Below are 16,787 nucleotides of genomic sequence, written 5' to 3' on the forward strand. Positions count from 1 at the left end.
CGATCTCCTCCACTTGTTGCACCCGCCGTCGGGGTCAGGTGGTCTCGCTCCGATGCTCAGTCGAGTCCCAGGTACCGGATGACGGCGCGGTCGAGGTCGGTCAGTTCTTCGCGTGTCAGATAAGCAACCGGGTCACCCTTCAGGTAGTCGACATCCAAGGATCTGATCTGGTCAACAAGCAGCAGCGTAGTCCGGCCGTCGATCTTGATCTCGGGACGGAACCGCGATGGCTGTGCACTCGTCGATGTCGGCACTGCGGTCACCATCGTCCAATCTGTGCGCGAGAGTACGACACCGAAGCGGCGTCCGCGTAGTTCGTGGCCACGTCGCTCTTCGCCGAGATCTATGCGGTAGATCGCACCCCGGATCACCAGGCATCGGCCTCTTCGCTGAGATTCTCTCCGGTAACCATGATGCGGTCAGCGTCTGCTTGCGCTTCGGCGTGCCAGTGTTCCCGATCGAGCACGCGTAGGGCGCGGCGCAGGACGTCCGATGCGGTCTCGCCGGTGCGGCTCAGTCGCGCGACAAGTTCCCTGTCCGCCTCGGTGGCGCGGAAGGCGATAGTGCCCATACCAGCGAGTTTAACGCTTGTTAAACATGGGTGTCGACCGCCGGGAATTGGCGGCGGCGGACCTCGCGAGCTGCCGGTGGACACGGTCGCGCAGCGGTCGGGGTTCGGCAGCGTGACGGCGTTGCGCGATCACCTGCGCGCCGCGACCGGGCTCACGCCGTCGGCGTATCGGCGCTCGCTACGGCACTGAACCGAGATCCGGCGCGGTGCCGCTTTTCGGGGTAGTGGGCGGCGTGGAGCCGGGTAAGCGAACTCGGGGTTTCCCGATCACTTCCGTCGCGGACGATTTCCCCGACTCGATTCGGGGTATATCTGTCGATGTCAGGGGGTCGCTGTCTGCGGACGGGCGATGTCACCTATATTCCTGGGCAGCACGTCGCACCATCCGAGCTAACTCCCTTTCGAGACTCGGGAGCCGCAGACGCGGTCCCGGCGAATCGACGCTGAGAGGTGGTTGACGCATGACCGATCTGGTGACCGGATACAAGTCCGACACCTACTCGAGTACGCCACTGCAACGTGTGGCGGGCCGCCTGCAACGGGCCCTGCCACCGGGGTGGCGGGTCGACGTGGTCGACCTACCGCCCCGGGGCCAGGTGGCCGGACAGCCGGTCCTGCGGGTCGTGATGCCGGAGAACTAGTCCGCGGTCCAGCCCATCGGCATCAGCACCGACTTCTGCTCGCAGAACGCGTCGAGGCCCTCGGGACCGTTCTCGCGGCCGATACCCGAGTTCTTGTACCCGCCGAACGGTGCGGTGGGATCGAAGGCGTACCAGTTGATCGCGTAGGTGCCGGTGCGCACCTTGGCCGCGATCTCGACGCCGTGCTCGATGTCGGTGGTCCACACCGAACCGGCGAGGCCGTAGTCGGAGTCGTTCGCGATGGCGATCGCCTCCTCCTCGGTCTCGTACGGGATCACCGAGAGCACGGGGCCGAAGATCTCCTCCTGCGCGATGGTGCTGGAGTTGTCGACGTCGGCGAAGATCGTCGGCTCGACGAACCAGCCACGCTCGACGCCGGCGGGCCTGCCGCCGCCGAGGACCAGGCGCGCGCCCTCTTCCTTGCCCTTGGCGATGTAGCTCTCCACCCGGTCGCGCTGCTTCTCGCTGATCAGCGGGCCGAGCTGGGTGGCCGGATCGCTCGGGTCGCCGGTCTGCATGGTCTTGACGTGGGCGACCAGCGCGTCGACGATCTCGTCGTAGCGGCTGCGCGGCGCGAGGATGCGCGTCTGCGCGACACAGCCCTGCCCGCTGTTCATCAGCCCGGAGAACGCCAGCACGGGGATGCTGGCGGCCAGGTCGACATCCTCGAGCACGATGGCGGCCGACTTGCCGCCGAGCTCGAGCGAGACGGTCTTGAGCTGCTCGCCCGCGATCGCGGCCAGCTTGCGGCCGACCGCGGTGCTGCCGGTGAAGGTCACCTTGTCGACGCCGGGGTGGCTTGCGAGGTATTCGCTCTCCGCCGCGTCGGCGGGCAGTACCGAGAGCACGCCGTCCGGGAGCCCGGCCTCGGTGAAGATGTCGGCGATGAGGTTGGCGGTCAGCGGGGTCAGCGGTGACGGCTTGAGTACCACGGTGCAGCCGGCCAGCAGGGCGGGGCCGAGCTTGTTCGCGGCGAGGAACATCGGGACATTCCAGGCGGTGATCGCCGCGACGACACCGCGCGGTTCCCGTGAGACACGGGAGGTTCCGAACAGGCCGGTGCGAGTCTCGTTCCACTGGAACGTCTTAGCCAGCGCCGCCCAGGCATCGAGCGCGGCGACGGCCGGAATCTGGTTGAGTGTCAAGGCGGCTAACGAAGGAGCGCCCATCTCCGCGGTGAGCGCGGCGAGCAATTCGGGCGAACGCTGCTCGATCAGGCGGGCCGCCCTGGTGAGCACCTCTGCTCGTTCCAGTGGCGGTGTCGATGGCCACGGTCCGCTGTCGAAGGCGTCGCGGGCCGCGGCGACCGCCGCGTCCACATCGGCCTTCGTTACCGCGGGCACGCTGCCGACGGTCTCCTCCGTTGCGGGTGAGACCACGGAAATGCGGTCACTACCGGCAGGGGTGGTCCACTTCCCGCCGATGAACAGACTGTCGTAGTGCATAAGAACACGTTACAGTTTTGTGGCCGGGTTGTCTGCAACACGTTCTAATTCGCTGTCCCGCAACAACTGTGAACAGGGCGAATTCCAACCTGTCGGTTCGCTTTTCGGGAAAACGCACTATTGCGTTCTGTTGGTGAAAAGGGGATGCTTTAGCTACTGATCAGCTCGCTCGATTCATCAGACCTTTACAGCGAATTGGGGAGACCGACTCATGGCTGTGCAAGTGATCGGCCGATCGTTGATGACCAGCGACCAGACCGACCATCAAGCGAAGAGTGTGGGCAGCGGGGGATGGGTTGTGTCATTCCTGCCGGGCCGCACACTCACGATCGAGCAGGCGACTGCCGCCATCCAGGCCGCCGAGGTGGTCGCGATGGTCGGGGTGCTCGCCGATCAGGTCGGACTGACCACGCTGGAGACCGTCGGCCTGGCGATTCAGGAGTCGCCGTGGGCCAGCGCGCTACCGGAACCTGTCCGCCGGTCCCGCCGATTGAGCTGGCTGGGCTGATCGACCTTGGTGGCGACGATCACCAGGTTGCTCACCAATAGCTCGCGGATCACCGGAACCCGGACAAGCCACCACGCCCAGCGCGGGTGATAGCGGGGAAATACTGTTCGCACGTCGGCCGAAGTCGTTGCCGCCCAGCGCAAGCCGTCGGCGGCGGTCACCGCGAACAGTGACCTGCCGAACCTGTTCTTGGGTTCGCGCCCGTGCTTGCGAAGGTACCGGCGGGCCGCGTACTCGCCGCCGAGGTAGTGCCAGAGGCCGGTCTCGTGACCACCGAACGGCCCGTGCCACACCGTGTAGGAGAACACGATGAGGCCGCCGGGCTTGGTCACGCGCGCCATCTCCTCCGCCATCACCCACGGCTGCGGCACGTGCTCGGCCACGTTCGAGGAGAAGCAGACGTCGAAGGCATCGTCGCGGAACGGCAATGCCATCCCCGATCCGCGGACCGAACCGGAGACCCGCAGGCCGGCGGCGTGCATTTCCGACGGGTCGGGCTCGACCGAGACGTAGCGCGCGCCCGCCGCGGTGAACTCGTCGGCGAAGTAGCCGGGCCCGCCGCCGACGTCGAGGACGACGGTGCCGGTGAGGTCGCGGCCTGCGATGTCGGCGTAGAAGTCGCCGATCAGGTCGGCGCTGTCGGTGGCGATGCCGCCGTAGAACCTGGCCGGGTCGGACTGCTCGAACCGGAAGCTGGTGAGCAGCCGCAGCGAGCGGCGCAGCGTCGCGCGACGCGCGAACCTGGACTGGTCGCGACGCTGGACGTGCTGCTCGGTACTCGGCAGGAATGCGGTCGGCACGGGCAGAGTTTATGGGCAGCGTCACCGGGGGTTCTCGCGTGGTCCGCCGACACAGCGGGACGGTAGCGGTGATATCGATGTGTCGCGCAGAACACACCCGCTAGGGTGGGTGCCGACCTTTGTCCTCGACCGACCCGATTGCGAGCCCGACCGTGCGTGAAGTCCTCCTGCTGTGCTGGCGTGACACGGGGCACCCGCAGGGCGGCGGCAGCGAGCGGTACCTGGAGCAGGTCGGCGCCCAGCTGGCCGCGCGCGGCATCAAGGTCACCCTGCGTACGGCCGGTTATCCGGGTGCGCCCCGGCGTGAGCGGATCGACGGCATCGACATCAGCCGCGCCGGTGGCCGGTTCACCGTGTATCCGCGGGCACTGGTCGCCATCATGGCCGGTCGGCTCGGGATCGGGCCGCTGCGCGATGTGCGCCCCGACGTCGTGATCGACACCCAGAACGGCATCCCCTTCTTCGCGGGAGCCACCGGCGTGCCCTCGGTGGTGCTGGTGCACCACGGTCACCGCGAGCAGTGGCCGGTCGCGGGCAAGCTGGTCGGGCGGATCGGCTGGTGGATCGAGTCGCGCCTGTCACCGCGCGTGCACCGCGCCAACCAGTACCTCACCGTGTCGCTGCCCTCGGCCGAGGAGCTGGCCGTGCTCGGCGTCGACCGCGAGCGCATCGCTGTCGTCCGCAACGGTGCCGAACCGGTGCCCGCCGAGGTCGTGCCCGGCGCCGACACCACGCGCGCCGACCATCCGCGCATCGCCGTCCTGTCCCGGCTGGTTCCGCACAAGCAGATCGAGGACGCGCTGACCTCCGTGGCCGCCCTGCGTCAGCGGTTCCCCGACGTGCACCTCGACGTCATCGGCGACGGCTGGTGGGCGCCGAACCTGCGTGCCTGCGCCGACGAGCTCGGCATCGCCGACGCCGTCACTTTCCACGGGCACGTCGACGAACGCCGCAAGCACGAGATCCTGTCGACCGCGTGGGTCCACGTCATGCCCTCCCGCAAGGAAGGCTGGGGTCTTGCCGTCATCGAGGCGGCCCAGCACGGGGTGCCGACCATCGGGTACCGCAGCTCGCGCGGGCTCACCGACTCCATCGTCGACGGCGTCACCGGGCTGCTCGTCGACGACGCGCCGGCACTCGCCGAAGCGGCCGGTGATCTGCTTGCCGACCCGGATACCCGGCTGATGATGGGCGAGAAGGCGCGGGCGCGTGCCCATGAATTCTCCTGGGAGCAAACAGGTTCCGGGGTTTACGAAGTGCTGTCCGCTGCTGCCCGTGGTGCTTTCGTCACCGGGTTGGTCGCCCCGCCCGCTCAGGGCTGACTCGACGTAGCGCCGCGGTGACAAGTCCACCGACAAGCAGGACTGCCCACAGGATGTGAGCCGATCCCGATATCAACCGCTGCGCGGGCGTTGCGATGTCGGTGGGGGTGTGGCCAGGAACGCGGTACAGCGCCAGGTCGGTGTCCTGATAGGCCAATTCCGCTGCGGCGATGGTCTTGTCGGAGTCGCCGAGTGGGCCGGGTGTGGAGCGCTCCACGACGATCCAGCCGACGCCGAGTGCGGCGATCTCGGCGGGTGTCGCGCCACGCAAGAGTGCGTCCTCGACGGTGCGAGCCCGATTGCCCTCGCCGGTGACGGCATAGCCGCGGACCCGGAGTTCGCCGGTTTGCAGCACGTCGTTCGGGAGGATGCGCGGGGCCGGGTCGAGGACGGGAGCTGTTCCGCTGTACTGGAATCGGCGGAACATGCCGGCCGGGAGGACTGCGACGTCACCGGGTGTGTCCATGCGGTCGACGGCCTGCGCCCAGCCTGCGGGGTAATGCACAGGGCGCATCTTGCCGCCGACTCCCCACGCCAGGTCGGCCAGTGGCAGGACCAGCAGCGCGATGAAAACAATGGCGACAGTGGAGGTTACGGCAGTGCGTGGTCGCGCATCCGCTGCATGACCGGTGTCCGCTGCATGACCGGTGTCCGCTGCATGACCGGTGTCCGCTGCATGACCGGTGTCCGCCGCATGACCGGTGTCCGCCGCATGACCGGTGTCCGCCGCATGACCGGAATCCGCCGCATGACCGGAATCCGGCGCACGACCGGTGTCCGCCGCATGACCGGAATCCGGCGCACGACCGGTGTCCGCCGCACGACCGGGATCTGCCTCGGAGTGATCGGCCACATATCGGTGCCACCACGTCACCACTGTCCGGCACGCGGCCGCGGCGCACAGCGCGTACGCGGGCATTGCCAGCGCCACGTACTTCTGTGTATCGCGCAGCAGACCGGCCCCTGGCACGTTCACAACCAGCCACTCGCCGACCGCGAGCCCCGCACTGGTCGCTCCGAGCGCGGGCAGCACGATCGCCACGGCCGCGATCACCAGCAATGTCCGGCCATCCCGCCCCAGCGCCCACACGGCGCGCACTCCGAGCGCGACGATACCGAGCAACAACACCGTCCCGACCAGCGCCAACGGGGTCGTCCGGGTCGCAGGCACCGCCTCGCTGTTCCAGATCCCACCCAGCCCGGCGAGACTGCCCAGCGTGCCGAGCCACGGTTCGGCCCTGGCCGCGAACGCCGACACCCCCGCCGGATCGGACGGCTCCGCGCCCGACCCCAGCGCCGTCGCCGTCAGCCACGGCGCACAGGTGGCGATCCACAGGACCGTGGCGGGCAGGAAAGCGCGTCGCCCGACCAGCGCGAGCCCAATGATCGCGGCCAGCAGCGACCCCGTCGGCGTCAACCCGGCAGCCGCAAAACCCGCAGCAAGCGCCGCCCACGCGCCGAACGAACCGCGGCCCACAGAGAACTCGCCGCGGCCGCCGGACCTGGCTGGGCCCGACCACCCAGTCCTGCGCGGTGCGCGCGAATCTGCCTGTGCATAGGGACTTCCACCCTTTCCGGTGTCCGCACCTGCACACGCGTGGGTGGCGGCACCTACATCCGCATGGGCAGCGGCATCTGTGCCCGGATGGGTGTCGGTTCGTGCACCTGGGTCGGCATCGGTCTCCGCACCCACGCTGGTAGCGGCATCAGTACCCGCGCTCGCCCCCGCGTCCTCGCCCCCGCTCGGGCCGGCGTCTGCGCTGTCGCTCGCACCCACGCTCGAGTCCGCATCTGGTCTCGCGTCGGCATCGGCGCTCGCATTCGCGGGAGCAGCTGTCGGAGTGCGGGTGTCAGTGTCTGCGACGGCGCTGGTGTCCGTTCTGGTGCCGGTAAGGGGGCGGTGGCGTTGCGTCGCTCGCCTGACGCGGACGGCGGCGAGTGCCGTCCAGGGCAGGGCGGCGTAGCCGGCGAGGAGGCTCCAGTGGCCTTGGAGGAGGCGTTCGGCGACGAAGGGGTTCCAGAGGGCGAGCGTGGCGGCTACCAGTTGGGCGGGGGTCGATGCGGCGAGGAATTCGCGGGTGAGGACGGCGGCGCCGTAGCCGGCCGCCCACAGGGCGACGATCAGGATCGCCTTCACCAGGAGGCCGCCGTCGATCACCGGGGACAGGACGGCGAGCAGGGCGTCCTGGGGGACGGCTCGGGGGGCGGCGGCGCCGAGGCCGAGGGCGGAATCGGTGAGGTAGGAGCGTGGGGTGCTGACGGCGTCGCGGAGCAGCAGGTATCCCGATCCGGCCAGCGGTCCGACGATGATCAGTGTGAGCAGTGCGCAATATCCGGCCACCCAGGCCCTCGCACGCCTATCTCCCGTCACGCCACTGCACCTTACGTCCCGTCGCTCGCCCAGCGGCCCGGCGGGCCGGGCCCGTCCGCCCGTCCGCCGGGCCGTCGGGCTGTCGGGTCGCCGGGTCGCCGGGCTGTCGGGTCGCCGGGTCGCCGGGCTGTCGGGTCGCCGGGTCGCCGGGCTGTCGGGTCGCCGGGTCGCCGGGTCGTCGGGCTGTCGGGTCGCCGGGTTGTCGGGCTGTCGGGTCGCCGGGTTGTCGGGCTGTCGGGTCGCCGGGTCGCCGGGTCGCCGGGCCGCCGGGCCGCCGGGCACTCGGGCTGTCGGGTCGCCGGGTCGTAGTGGGGCGCCGCGTCCAGGTGCCGCCGTGGGCCTGCTCGATGCGGAGGCGGCTCGTGAGGCGACCGAGGTCCGTTCTCGGGGGCTGCGGGCCTGCGGCGGGCAAGGTGAGTCCGGTCGGACTCACATTTTCGGGGTAGTGGTGATGCGAAGGGCGTCGAGGTGCGACGATGGGGCGTGTCCTCGGTCCGTCGCCCCCCTGTCGTTGCTGACCTGACCTGGGTGACGGCCGGCGCGATGACCGCCAACGTCGCCGGGTACCTGCTGCAGTTGCTGGCAGGCCGCTGGCTCGGCGTCGCCGGGTACAGCGAGTTCGCGAGCCTGCTCGCGGTGCAGCTGCTGTGCGCGGTCCCCGCCCTGGCCATGCAGAACGTGGTGGCGCGCGAGGTCGTCCTCGGTGCCGACCTGCGCGCGGTGCGGTCGATGCAGTGGCGCTGCGCCGCGCTCGTCGCCGCGGTCGCCGTGGTGCTGGTGCCGGTGGTCGCCGGGGTGCTGCACGTCGGCGTGTGGGCCGCCGCCGGCGCGCTCGGTGCGGCACCCGCGCTGGTCGTGCTGTCCGGCGAACAAGGAATCCTGCAGGGCGGCAATCATTTCCGTGCGCTGGCCACGGTGCTCGCGATGGCCGGGACGGCGCGCGTGGCACCCGCACTGGTCGCGCTCGCCCTCGGCGGCGGCGCGGCCGGCGCACTGTGGGCAGGCGCGGCGGGCATCGTGTGCGCGGCGATCATCGCCGGACGCATCGCCCGATCGACTGCGCGCGTGCACGATTTCGCGGCCGAATCGGACAGGTCGACCCTTGCCGGGTCCGGCGCGCAATCGGGCGAATTGGCTGGGGCACCCGGGCGGACAGGCGCGGGCGGAACCGATGATGCCCTCTCGGCGGACGCGGGCTCGGCCACTACGGATCGCGGGCTGTCGGCGCAGGAAGGCACGGGCGGATCGAAGCGCGGACCGGCCGTAGCCCGTGCGAGCCGGGCGATCGGTGTTCTTCCGGTGCTGCGTGCGGTTCAGGTGCAGGCCGCGCTGATGGCGCTGTCCTCGGTGGACCTGATCGTCGTCCGCATCGTCCTCGACGACGTCGACGCGAGCCGCTACTCACTGGGCACCATTGCCACGAAGATCGCGTTCTGGCTGCCGCAGGCCGTCGGTGTCGTGCTGTATCCGCGCATGGCCCAACCCGCGCATTCGGCCCGCGCGATCCGCGATGCGCTCTCGGTGCTGTCGGTGATCGGTGTCGTCGCGGTGATCGGCGCCGCGCTGGCAGCCCCACTCGCCCCGCTGTTCGCCGGGCAGGATTACGCCCCCATCGAGGGCATGCTGTGGATGTTCGCCCTGCACGGCGCGATCTTGGCGGTCCTGCAAGGCGCCCTGCTTTCCGCGATCGCCGTGGAACGTACGGCCCTCGCCGCCGTCACCTGGATCGGCCTGGCCCTCGAGGTGACCCTGATGCTCGCCTTCGCGCGCACGATCGGCACCCTGATCACCACCGCGGTCTCGGTAGCCGCCGTCACCACCGTGATCGTCGCGGTCGTCGTCCTGCGCACCGCCGCCCGCGGCACCGCCCCTGGTTCGGCGCCCACCGTCACCAGCGGAACCGCCTCGTAGGTCCACGGACTTCGCTCGGACTGCCGCGATCCCGCTCGGTCGCCCCGCGACATCCGTGCCTCGCAGCTTGGGCCGAACTGTGGGACCGGCCTGGCTCCACAACCATTCACACCGCTCACACGAAGAACGGCCCCGGTCACGATGACCGGGGCCGTTCTCGGAGCACTGTCCTCAGCGACGTTTGTCGATGTCGATCTGTTCGGTAGGCGCGTCGTATTCACCGCGGGGGAACTGGGTGGTCGGCGCGTCGTCGTCGGCGTCCCACCGTGAGGTGGGGGTCTCGTCCGGGGCCGCCGTCGGAGCGGGGGTCGGACGGGTGCCGCGCGGGCTGGCGTGGGCAGGGGCGCTGCCGCCGCGCAGGCCGAGGAACAGGCCGGCGATCAGGGCGATCACGCCGAGGATGCCGAACACGATCGGCACGATGCGGCCGAACAGCGACAGCTTGTCGGTGTTCTCCTTGGCGATCGCGATCTGCGACTCGACGGTCGCCTCGTCGAACACGATGTGCGACTTGAGCGCGGTCACCTCGGGCTTGTCCGCCGAGCGGGCGTAGAACAGGTGGATCGACTCGCCGCCCTTGATGACGGTGCCGGTCTGCGGCTCGACCCACAGGTCACGCACGTTGGTGTAGTAGCGGGTCATGGTGACCGGGGTGTCGGCGGGGACGTCGGTCACGCCCCACTTCGACGCGGGCAGGGTCAGCCGGTTGGCAGGCGCCTGCACGACGTCCCAGGTGCTGGTGACCGGCGCGGTCATCTGGAAGTGGTAGACCTTCGTGCTGTTGATCTCGGTCTCTTCGATGAAGTTCGCGTCGAAGGACTTGCGCACGTTGATGTCGAAGTACGGGTAGGTCTTCTGCTCGGTGCCGATGGGGAAGCGGTAGCCGAGGCCGGTGTGCTGCACCGGCTCCATGACGCTGCCGTCCTTGTTGACGGTGACCGCGATCGAGCCGTTGGGCTCGGTGTCGACGGGCATGCCGGTGGTGCGCGAGATGGTGACCCGGTCGATGGTCGCGGTGAGCAGGCCGGTGTCGCCCTGCACGTCGGTGCGGCGCAGTGTCTGGCCTGCCTGCAGCGTCATATCGTTCGCGTCGGAGGGCTCCTCGACGGTGACGAAGCGCTGGGAGATCAGCGGCACATCCTTGTTCACGACGGCGGGCCCGTCGCCGGTGGTCAGCGACTTGGAGTCGAGAACGAGGCTGTCCTCACCCTTCTGATTCTCCGCGATCGTGGTGATCTCGAGGTCGAGCGGAGTCTTGGCCACCTTGCTCACGGTGTAGGTGGGGATCATCAGCGCGGCGACGAGTAATGCCGCGCCCAGACCCACGAGCACGCAGGCGACCGTCCTTCTGGTACCGGCACTCAGTGCCATGCAAACTCTCCTCGTCGTTCGAACACGGATCCTCCGCTGGTCTGGTATTGCACCCTAGGCCCTCGTGAGCCCCGACACTAACAGCCCGGCCTTACAGAGTGCGGCGCTGCGCCCGGGAAATCGCCGACCGGGCAAAATGGGGAGCGATGACAACCGCCACCGCCCCCGTTCCCGCTCCGCGCGCCTTCATCCCCGCATTGGAAGGCATGCGTGGGATGGCCGCGCTCGGCGTCTTGCTCACCCATGTCGCGTTCCAGACCGGAACCGGCAAGGTCGCGGTGCTCGGCCCGATCCTGGAGCGCTTCGACATGGCGGTCGCGGTGTTCTTCGCGCTGTCGGGTTTCCTGCTGTGGCGCCCGCACGCGGCGGTGGCGCACGGCATGGGCACCGCGCCGACGACCGGCCGCTATCTGCTGCATCGCCTGATGCGCATCGTGCCCGCGTACTGGGCCGTCGTGGTGTTCGTACTGCTGTTGCTGCCCGGCGCGGCGCAGTCGGCGAACCTGCGGGTGTGGGTGTCGAATCTGTTCCTGCTGCAGGTGTTCGTCCCGCTGACGCTGACCGAGGGGCTCACCCAGATGTGGAGCCTGTCGGTGGAGGTGGCCTTCTATCTGGTGCTGCCGCTGCTGGCCTGGTCGATCGTGTGGTTGCGTGGGCCGACGGCTCGCCTGCGGGTGCCCGTGCTCTGCGGGCTGATCGCGGTGAGCCTGACCTGGAATCTGTGGCCGGTGCCGACGCCGGACGGTATCCACGCCGACAACTGGCTGCCCGGCTACCTGCCGTGGTTCGCGGCGGGCATGGTGCTCGCCGAACTGATCCATCAGGTCAGGCCCGGCGCCTGGTGGGGCAGGCTGTTCTCGTCGCAGCCGCTGATGTGGGCGCTGGCGCTGGCCGCGTTCCTCGTCTCGGCGACCGAGTTCGGCGGTCCGGCCGGTCTCGAACGCGCCGAGCCGTGGCAGTACGCGATGAAGATGCTGCTCGGCATGATCATCGGGTTCGGCCTGCTCGCCCCGCTGGTCCTGCGCCCGGCCGACGCGCCACCGCACCGCTGGCTGGAATCGCCGACCGCCCTGACCCTCGGCCGCTGGTCCTACGGCATCTTCCTCTGGCACCTCGTCGTGCTGACCATGGTCTTCCCGGTGTTCGGCATCCTGCCGTTCAGCGGCCAGTTCGGCTATGTCCTTGTGCTGACCACCGCGCTGACCATGCCGCTCGCCGCCGCGAGCTTCGCCCTGATCGAGGACCCGGCACGTCGGCTGGCGCGGCGCGTCGACCGGGCCGCGGCCGCTCGCAAGCAGGCCGAGCGGCTCGCCGGGTCAGCGCCGTCGACGCGGTAGCGCCGCGACGCCGACCGCGATGACAGCGATGACGGCGGGCGCCTGCGCCCACAGCGAGCCGCCCATATAGGGCGTCCCCGAACGCCACGTCCCCGTCGACAGCACGGCCGCCGAGATCAACGTCCCGAGCCCGGCCACCCACGGCAGTGCCGTGGCCGTCAGCACGGGCCGGAAGCGACTACAACCCAGCGCGATCAGCGTGAACACCGCGCCAACCGGCCCGGACACCACCGTGATCACACCGGTCAGCCCGACCGCGGCGGCCCACCGAACGCCCCAGGTCACCGGCGCCGGACCGGCATCGGGCACCTCGCGCCGCCGTGGAATCGCCAGCAGCACCAGCGGAATCAACAGCAGCAGACCGCCGAAGATCGCCAGCCGGTACCAGCGGTCGGCCGGGAACGACACGGTGATCTCCCCGGTCGTGCCCGCCGGGACGACCCACGCCTGCTGCCAGCCGTCGACCACCACCGGCGACAGTTCCCGCCCGTCGGCGGTGTGCGCCTCCCAGCCGACATTCGTGCTGAGCGGCAGGACGAGCAACTGCGTGCCGGGCGCGGTGGGCGCCGGCGCGACCGGATCGGTGCGGATCAACCGCAGCCGGTCGACCGTGAACAGCTCGGTCGGCGCGACGGTGAGGTCGGGATGCCCAGGCAGCAGCTCGATATCGGCCGCGTCCTCCAGGCAGGCCCGCGCGGAAACCGGTGCGCCGGAACGGAGTTCGTCGGCGGTGGCGGTGACGGTGGTGTGCACGGTGCGGCCGCCGATCGCGATCACCGGCCCGTCCGCGCAGCCGATGGTGACGAGCTGATCGCCCGCGGCGGGCGCCGGGTACTCGGGGCCGAGCACCTCCACCTCGGCGAGTCCGGCGGGCTGGGAGAGCACGAAGCCGAGCGCGGTGCGGTCGAGCACCTCGTTCCAGCTCTGGATGCTGATCTCGACGCGGTCGGTGACCGTGGGGTACAGCGAGATCCGGGCCGGCTCGCCGTGCTCGCGCTCGGGGAGTTCACGGAACTGCGGACCGTTGCCGAGGTTCACCATGACGGCGGTGGCGGTCGCGGGCAGTCCGCCGAGCGCCGTGGTGAGGTCGAGCCCGGTGACTTCGGTGGGTTCCGGAAGTTCCAGCACCAGTGTGGGTTTGGCGCCCGCGAGACCGCGGACGGTCGATTCCGGGGCGGTCCAGGTGGTCTTCGGATCGCCGTCGGTGGCGGCGAACGCGGCGCCGCGCAGGTCGGCGACATCGGCCTTGCCGCGCGCCACCGGCCGGGTGTGGTCGGTGAGCAGTGCCTCCAGCGCGGGGCCGGGCCGGGTGCGGACGGTCAGCTCGGTGGTGGCGGTGAGCGGTTCGGGGACCGCGAGCGTGCGGCCGAAGACGCCGGGCTCCTCGGCGGGCAGCCCGAGGCCCTTACTGCAGTGCACCCGGTCGGGACCGTCGAAACACGCACTGCGGCCGAGGAACTCCTGCCCGAGATCCCATCCGGTGACCTTCATGCCCGGCGCGACATCGGGCAGCACGACGCGATGCCGGATATCGACACGTACCGGCGCGTCCCGCACCGTGTAGTCGTCGAGGGTGAGCTCGCTGATCCCGAATTGACCACCGCTGGTGCCGGTCTCGGTCCGCGCGGCGGTGATCATCACCCAGTCGGTCTTGCCCGCGGGCAGCGGGACCGTCACGGGCGCACCGGGTTCGGTGATCCGCGCCGACACGGTGCCACGCGAGGTGCGGACCTCCACCCACTTCACCGGATCACCCAGCGCGGCCGCCGTGGTGGTGAAGCGCAGCGAGCCGGTCGTGATCGGCTTGTCGAGATCGAGCCGGAGCCATTGTCCGAGTGCGGATTCGGCGCCGTTGCTGATCCAGGCGGTACTCGGATCGCCGTCGACAGCGGCGGCGGTGGAGCTGCCTGGCGCAGAGCCGCCGATCTGGGTGGCGTCGGCCGCGGAGCTGGACGCGGTGACCTTCGCGCCCGACCACTCGCCGCGCACCAGCGGCGTGCCGTCGACCGGATAGTCGGGTACCAGATTGTGGGTGCGGCGCGCGTCGTCGGCGGCGCGTACCGCGGAGTTGTGATTGTCGACCCGGCCGAAGTCGGCCTCGCGGTCCATCGGCGTATCGGTCAGCAGCGTCGGTTTCGGCGGCAGCCCGGCGCGCGCGGCATCGGCGGCGAGAAGCACAGGGGCCGTGGGGTTTCCGGTATCGCGCCGGATCCGCTCCAGCACCTCGGGGCCGCCCTGGACGACCGGCACCGAATCCAGCGCGACGGTGTACGCGCCGGGGAACCCGGGCGGCGCGCCGGTGCCGCCGCGCACGTCGACCGGGGTGCCCGGCGGTGGCACCTCGACCCGGTAGATCTCGATCGCCGGATAGGCGGGCTGCAGATCGTTGTCGACGACCAGCCCGGCGTCCGCCGCGCGCGGCCCGATCAGGTCACCGAATTCGGCGACTTTCGTCAGGCCCGGCGACCCCTCGATCGCGCGGTGCGCCAGCATCGGCCGGGTCGATCGCGAGGTCTCGGGGTCGAGGTCGTTGCGCAGCACCAGAACGCCGATGCCCTGGTCGGCGAGCGTCGCGGCCAGTCCGGTCGACGGCCTGCCATCGGCGATGAGGCGCTGCACCGAATCCATCGCGCGGATGGTGCCCGGCGGGTTCAACGGGACCGAATCGCGCACGGCCCAGGGCGTGCTCGCCAGGGCCTGCAGCGGTTCGTCGCGGGTGAGTCCCCAGATCTGGCTGCCGAACGGCGCGCCGGGCACGACCAGCGCGCGGGTGTCGGCGGCATTGTCGGCCAGCCAGTCCGCGGTCTCGGTCCAGTACGCGGGCACCTCGTCGTAGGCGCCGCGCGGCGCGAGCTTGCCGGTCCACGCCAGCGAGGTGGCGAGGGCGAGCGCGGCCAAAATCAAGGCGGCGACGGCGACGAGCCGGTCCCGCTCGGGGTGGGCGAACGTGTTGCGCCACTCCCGCAGCGGCACCGAGGCGGGCAGCGGCACCCGGCCGAGCAGGTGCGCCAGGCCGATCACCAGCGGCAGCCGGATCAGCGGCTCCAGCTTGTGCACATTGCGCAGCGGCGCGCCGCCCGAGTCGAGGAACACCCGCACCGACTCGGCGAACGGGCCACCGAGCTCACCCACGTATCCGGCGCTGATCCCGGCCAGACCCACGAGCAGGATCAGCGCGAACCGGCCCCGGTACGGCATGGACGAGCGGGCCAGCCCGGCCATACCCGCCGCGGCGAGCAACCCGGTCGCCAGCACCGCAGCGGGCTGGGTGACCAGCACCGCGCCCGCGATGCGCTCGGGTGACACGAACGGCGTCCAGCTGTCCGTGCCACGCAGCACCTCGCTCAGCGAGGCCCACTGCGTCGTCACCCCCGAGGACTCGATGTAGTCCAGGAACGGCGGGCTGACCTTGCCGAGCAGCAGCAGCGGCACCACCCACCAGAAAGTCGCCAGCACCAGCAGCGGAATCCAGGCCGCCGTGAACCGCCACCACCGCCGATTCGGCCGGTACGAGGCCCACCACAGCGCGGCGGGCAGGAACGCGGCCACGGTCGCGACCGCGTTCACAGACCCCATCAGTGCCAGCGCGAGCGCACTACCGGCTGGCGAGAGCGCGCCACCGCGCCGCACTGTCCGGTCCGGGTCACCCCCACCCAGATCGCCGTGGGCGTCTGCTGCGGCACCCCGGTCGTCGGGGGCGGCTCCTGTCTCGCCGCGCGCGGTCGCGCCCGCACCCCGGTCGCCCTGCGCGCTCTGTTTACCAGGCGCGGTCGCCCCAACACCCCGTCGATTCCGTACCGCGACACCGAGCGCGGCGGGCGCGAGCAGCACCCACGGCGCCAGCATCATCGGCAGCGTTTCCGAGGAGATCGAGCCGAGCGTGGTGAGCACCCGCGGCGACAACGCGAACGCGATACCGGCGATCACCCGCGACCCGCGCGCGCCGATCCCCAGCGTCTCGCACAGCTTGACGATGCCCCAGAAACCGGCGAGCAGCAGCAGCGCCCACCAGACGCGCTGAGTCACCCATGCGGGCAGGTTCAGCAGATGCCCGGCGGAGAAGAAAGTGCCGTGCGGGAAGAAGTAGCCGTAGGCCTGGTTCTGCACCTGGCCCATCGGAGCCTGACTGCTCCACAGGTGCGATGCCCGCGCGAGGAAACCCAGCGGGTTCTGGGCGAGGTCGTATTTGGTGTCCGCGACGGTGAGCCCTGGCGCCTGCGCGAACGTCAGGACGAAGGCGGCTACGACCGTGCCGACGAACCAGCGCCAACCCAGTGGAGCCGTGTCCGGTTGCCCCGCTAGTAGGGGGCGTGACGCGCCGGCGTCGGACTCAGCGGCTGCCGTATTCAGGGGCGTTGAGCAGCGAGGAGTCCTTGTCACCGCTGCGGTCGATCGAGGGCGCCGTGTTCTGCTGCACCGCTGCCGTGATCGCGAAGACGGCGATTGCGCTCAGCAGGGCGCCGCCGACCGCGCTGGCAACAGCCGGAACAGCAAACTTCATCGCGCACTC

Annotated in this window: 13 protein-coding genes; 5 read left to right on the forward strand and 8 right to left on the reverse strand. The window is 70.3% G+C overall.

Features of this window, described 5'->3' with window-relative positions; all coding sequences use genetic code 11:
• Nucleotides 1-56: 56 nt before the first annotated feature.
• On the reverse strand, nucleotides 57-371 hold the full coding sequence (locus ACWF9G_RS03730) for a type II toxin-antitoxin system PemK/MazF family toxin (RefSeq protein ID WP_452513439.1): 315 nt from the start codon (nucleotides 369-371) through the stop codon (nucleotides 57-59).
• Nucleotides 368-571 carry a hypothetical protein gene (locus ACWF9G_RS03735; protein WP_452513441.1) on the reverse strand — a complete coding sequence of 68 codons (204 nt, stop codon included), beginning with the start codon at nucleotides 569-571 and terminating at the stop codon, nucleotides 368-370. Before ACWF9G_RS03735 ends, ACWF9G_RS03730 begins: the two co-directional genes overlap by 4 nt.
• Before the next feature lie 461 nt (nucleotides 572-1,032).
• Between ACWF9G_RS03735 and ACWF9G_RS03740 the strand changes: the two genes are divergently transcribed.
• Complete coding sequence (locus tag ACWF9G_RS03740; RefSeq protein ID WP_379305579.1) at nucleotides 1,033-1,212, forward strand: hypothetical protein; 180 nt, start codon at nucleotides 1,033-1,035, stop codon at nucleotides 1,210-1,212.
• Here ACWF9G_RS03740 and ACWF9G_RS03745 read toward each other — a convergent pair.
• On the reverse strand, nucleotides 1,209-2,657 hold the full coding sequence (locus tag ACWF9G_RS03745) for an aldehyde dehydrogenase (RefSeq protein ID WP_379305577.1): 1,449 nt from the start codon (nucleotides 2,655-2,657) through the stop codon (nucleotides 1,209-1,211). The two genes, ACWF9G_RS03740 and ACWF9G_RS03745, sit on opposite strands and share 4 nt — an antisense overlap.
• A 211-nt stretch (nucleotides 2,658-2,868) precedes the next feature.
• Between ACWF9G_RS03745 and ACWF9G_RS03750 the strand changes: the two genes are divergently transcribed.
• Nucleotides 2,869-3,165, forward strand: a complete 297-nt coding sequence (locus ACWF9G_RS03750; protein WP_379305575.1) for a hypothetical protein — start codon at nucleotides 2,869-2,871, stop codon at nucleotides 3,163-3,165.
• Here the strand turns inward: ACWF9G_RS03750 and ACWF9G_RS03755 are convergent.
• Nucleotides 3,093-3,965: a class I SAM-dependent methyltransferase gene (locus tag ACWF9G_RS03755; protein WP_452513444.1), complete on the reverse strand. Its 873-nt coding sequence runs from the start codon at nucleotides 3,963-3,965 to the stop codon at nucleotides 3,093-3,095. The genes ACWF9G_RS03750 and ACWF9G_RS03755 overlap by 73 nt on opposite strands.
• 152 nt (nucleotides 3,966-4,117) lie before the next feature.
• Between ACWF9G_RS03755 and ACWF9G_RS03760 the strand changes: the two genes are divergently transcribed.
• On the forward strand, nucleotides 4,118-5,287 hold the full coding sequence (locus tag ACWF9G_RS03760; RefSeq protein WP_379305571.1) for a glycosyltransferase family 4 protein: 1,170 nt from the start codon (nucleotides 4,118-4,120) through the stop codon (nucleotides 5,285-5,287).
• Here the strand turns inward: ACWF9G_RS03760 and ACWF9G_RS03765 are convergent.
• Nucleotides 5,253-7,658, reverse strand: a complete 2,406-nt coding sequence (locus tag ACWF9G_RS03765; protein ID WP_452513446.1) for a histidine-rich protein — start codon at nucleotides 7,656-7,658, stop codon at nucleotides 5,253-5,255. The two genes, ACWF9G_RS03760 and ACWF9G_RS03765, sit on opposite strands and share 35 nt — an antisense overlap.
• A gap of 543 nt (nucleotides 7,659-8,201) precedes the next feature.
• Between ACWF9G_RS03765 and ACWF9G_RS03770 the strand changes: the two genes are divergently transcribed.
• Nucleotides 8,202-9,569, forward strand: coding sequence for a polysaccharide biosynthesis protein (locus tag ACWF9G_RS03770; protein WP_452513448.1), 1,368 nt, complete (start codon nucleotides 8,202-8,204; stop codon nucleotides 9,567-9,569).
• Nucleotides 9,570-9,740: 171 nt separating this feature from the next.
• Here the strand turns inward: ACWF9G_RS03770 and ACWF9G_RS03775 are convergent, their stop codons facing one another.
• A complete protein-coding gene (locus tag ACWF9G_RS03775; RefSeq protein ID WP_379305565.1) occupies nucleotides 9,741-10,940 on the reverse strand; it encodes a DUF3068 domain-containing protein in 1,200 nt (399 codons plus the stop codon).
• A 146-nt stretch (nucleotides 10,941-11,086) separates the two neighbouring features.
• Between ACWF9G_RS03775 and ACWF9G_RS03780 the strand changes: the two genes are divergently transcribed.
• On the forward strand, nucleotides 11,087-12,277 hold the full coding sequence (locus ACWF9G_RS03780; protein WP_379305563.1) for an acyltransferase family protein: 1,191 nt from the start codon (nucleotides 11,087-11,089) through the stop codon (nucleotides 12,275-12,277).
• Here ACWF9G_RS03780 and ACWF9G_RS03785 read toward each other — a convergent pair.
• Nucleotides 12,257-16,627, reverse strand: a complete 4,371-nt coding sequence (locus ACWF9G_RS03785; protein ID WP_452513687.1) for an alpha-(1->3)-arabinofuranosyltransferase — start codon at nucleotides 16,625-16,627, stop codon at nucleotides 12,257-12,259. The two genes, ACWF9G_RS03780 and ACWF9G_RS03785, sit on opposite strands and share 21 nt — an antisense overlap.
• Nucleotides 16,608-16,778 carry a DUF2613 domain-containing protein gene (locus tag ACWF9G_RS03790; RefSeq protein WP_022566695.1) on the reverse strand — a complete coding sequence of 57 codons (171 nt, stop codon included), beginning with the start codon at nucleotides 16,776-16,778 and terminating at the stop codon, nucleotides 16,608-16,610. The genes ACWF9G_RS03785 and ACWF9G_RS03790 overlap by 20 nt, the downstream gene beginning before the upstream one ends.
• Nucleotides 16,779-16,787 lie beyond the last annotated feature (9 nt).

This window comes from Nocardia sp. NPDC055029, from assembly GCF_053608525.1.

Bases quoted from the DNA above. Each gene is read 5' to 3' on its own strand.
- ACWF9G_RS03735 (WP_452513441.1), bottom strand. From the start codon at position 571: ATGGGCACTATCGCCTTCCGCGCCACCGAGGCGGACAGGGAACTTGTC.
- ACWF9G_RS03740 (WP_379305579.1), top strand. From the start codon at position 1,033: ATGACCGATCTGGTGACCGGATACAAGTCCGACACCTACTCGAGTACG.
- ACWF9G_RS03745 (WP_379305577.1), bottom strand. From the start codon at position 2,657: ATGCACTACGACAGTCTGTTCATCGGCGGGAAGTGGACCACCCCTGCC.
- ACWF9G_RS03750 (WP_379305575.1), top strand. From the start codon at position 2,869: ATGGCTGTGCAAGTGATCGGCCGATCGTTGATGACCAGCGACCAGACC.
- ACWF9G_RS03770 (WP_452513448.1), top strand. From the start codon at position 8,202: ATGACCGCCAACGTCGCCGGGTACCTGCTGCAGTTGCTGGCAGGCCGC.
- ACWF9G_RS03775 (WP_379305565.1), bottom strand. From the start codon at position 10,940: ATGGCACTGAGTGCCGGTACCAGAAGGACGGTCGCCTGCGTGCTCGTG.
- ACWF9G_RS03780 (WP_379305563.1), top strand. From the start codon at position 11,087: ATGACAACCGCCACCGCCCCCGTTCCCGCTCCGCGCGCCTTCATCCCC.
- ACWF9G_RS03790 (WP_022566695.1), bottom strand. From the start codon at position 16,778: ATGAAGTTTGCTGTTCCGGCTGTTGCCAGCGCGGTCGGCGGCGCCCTG.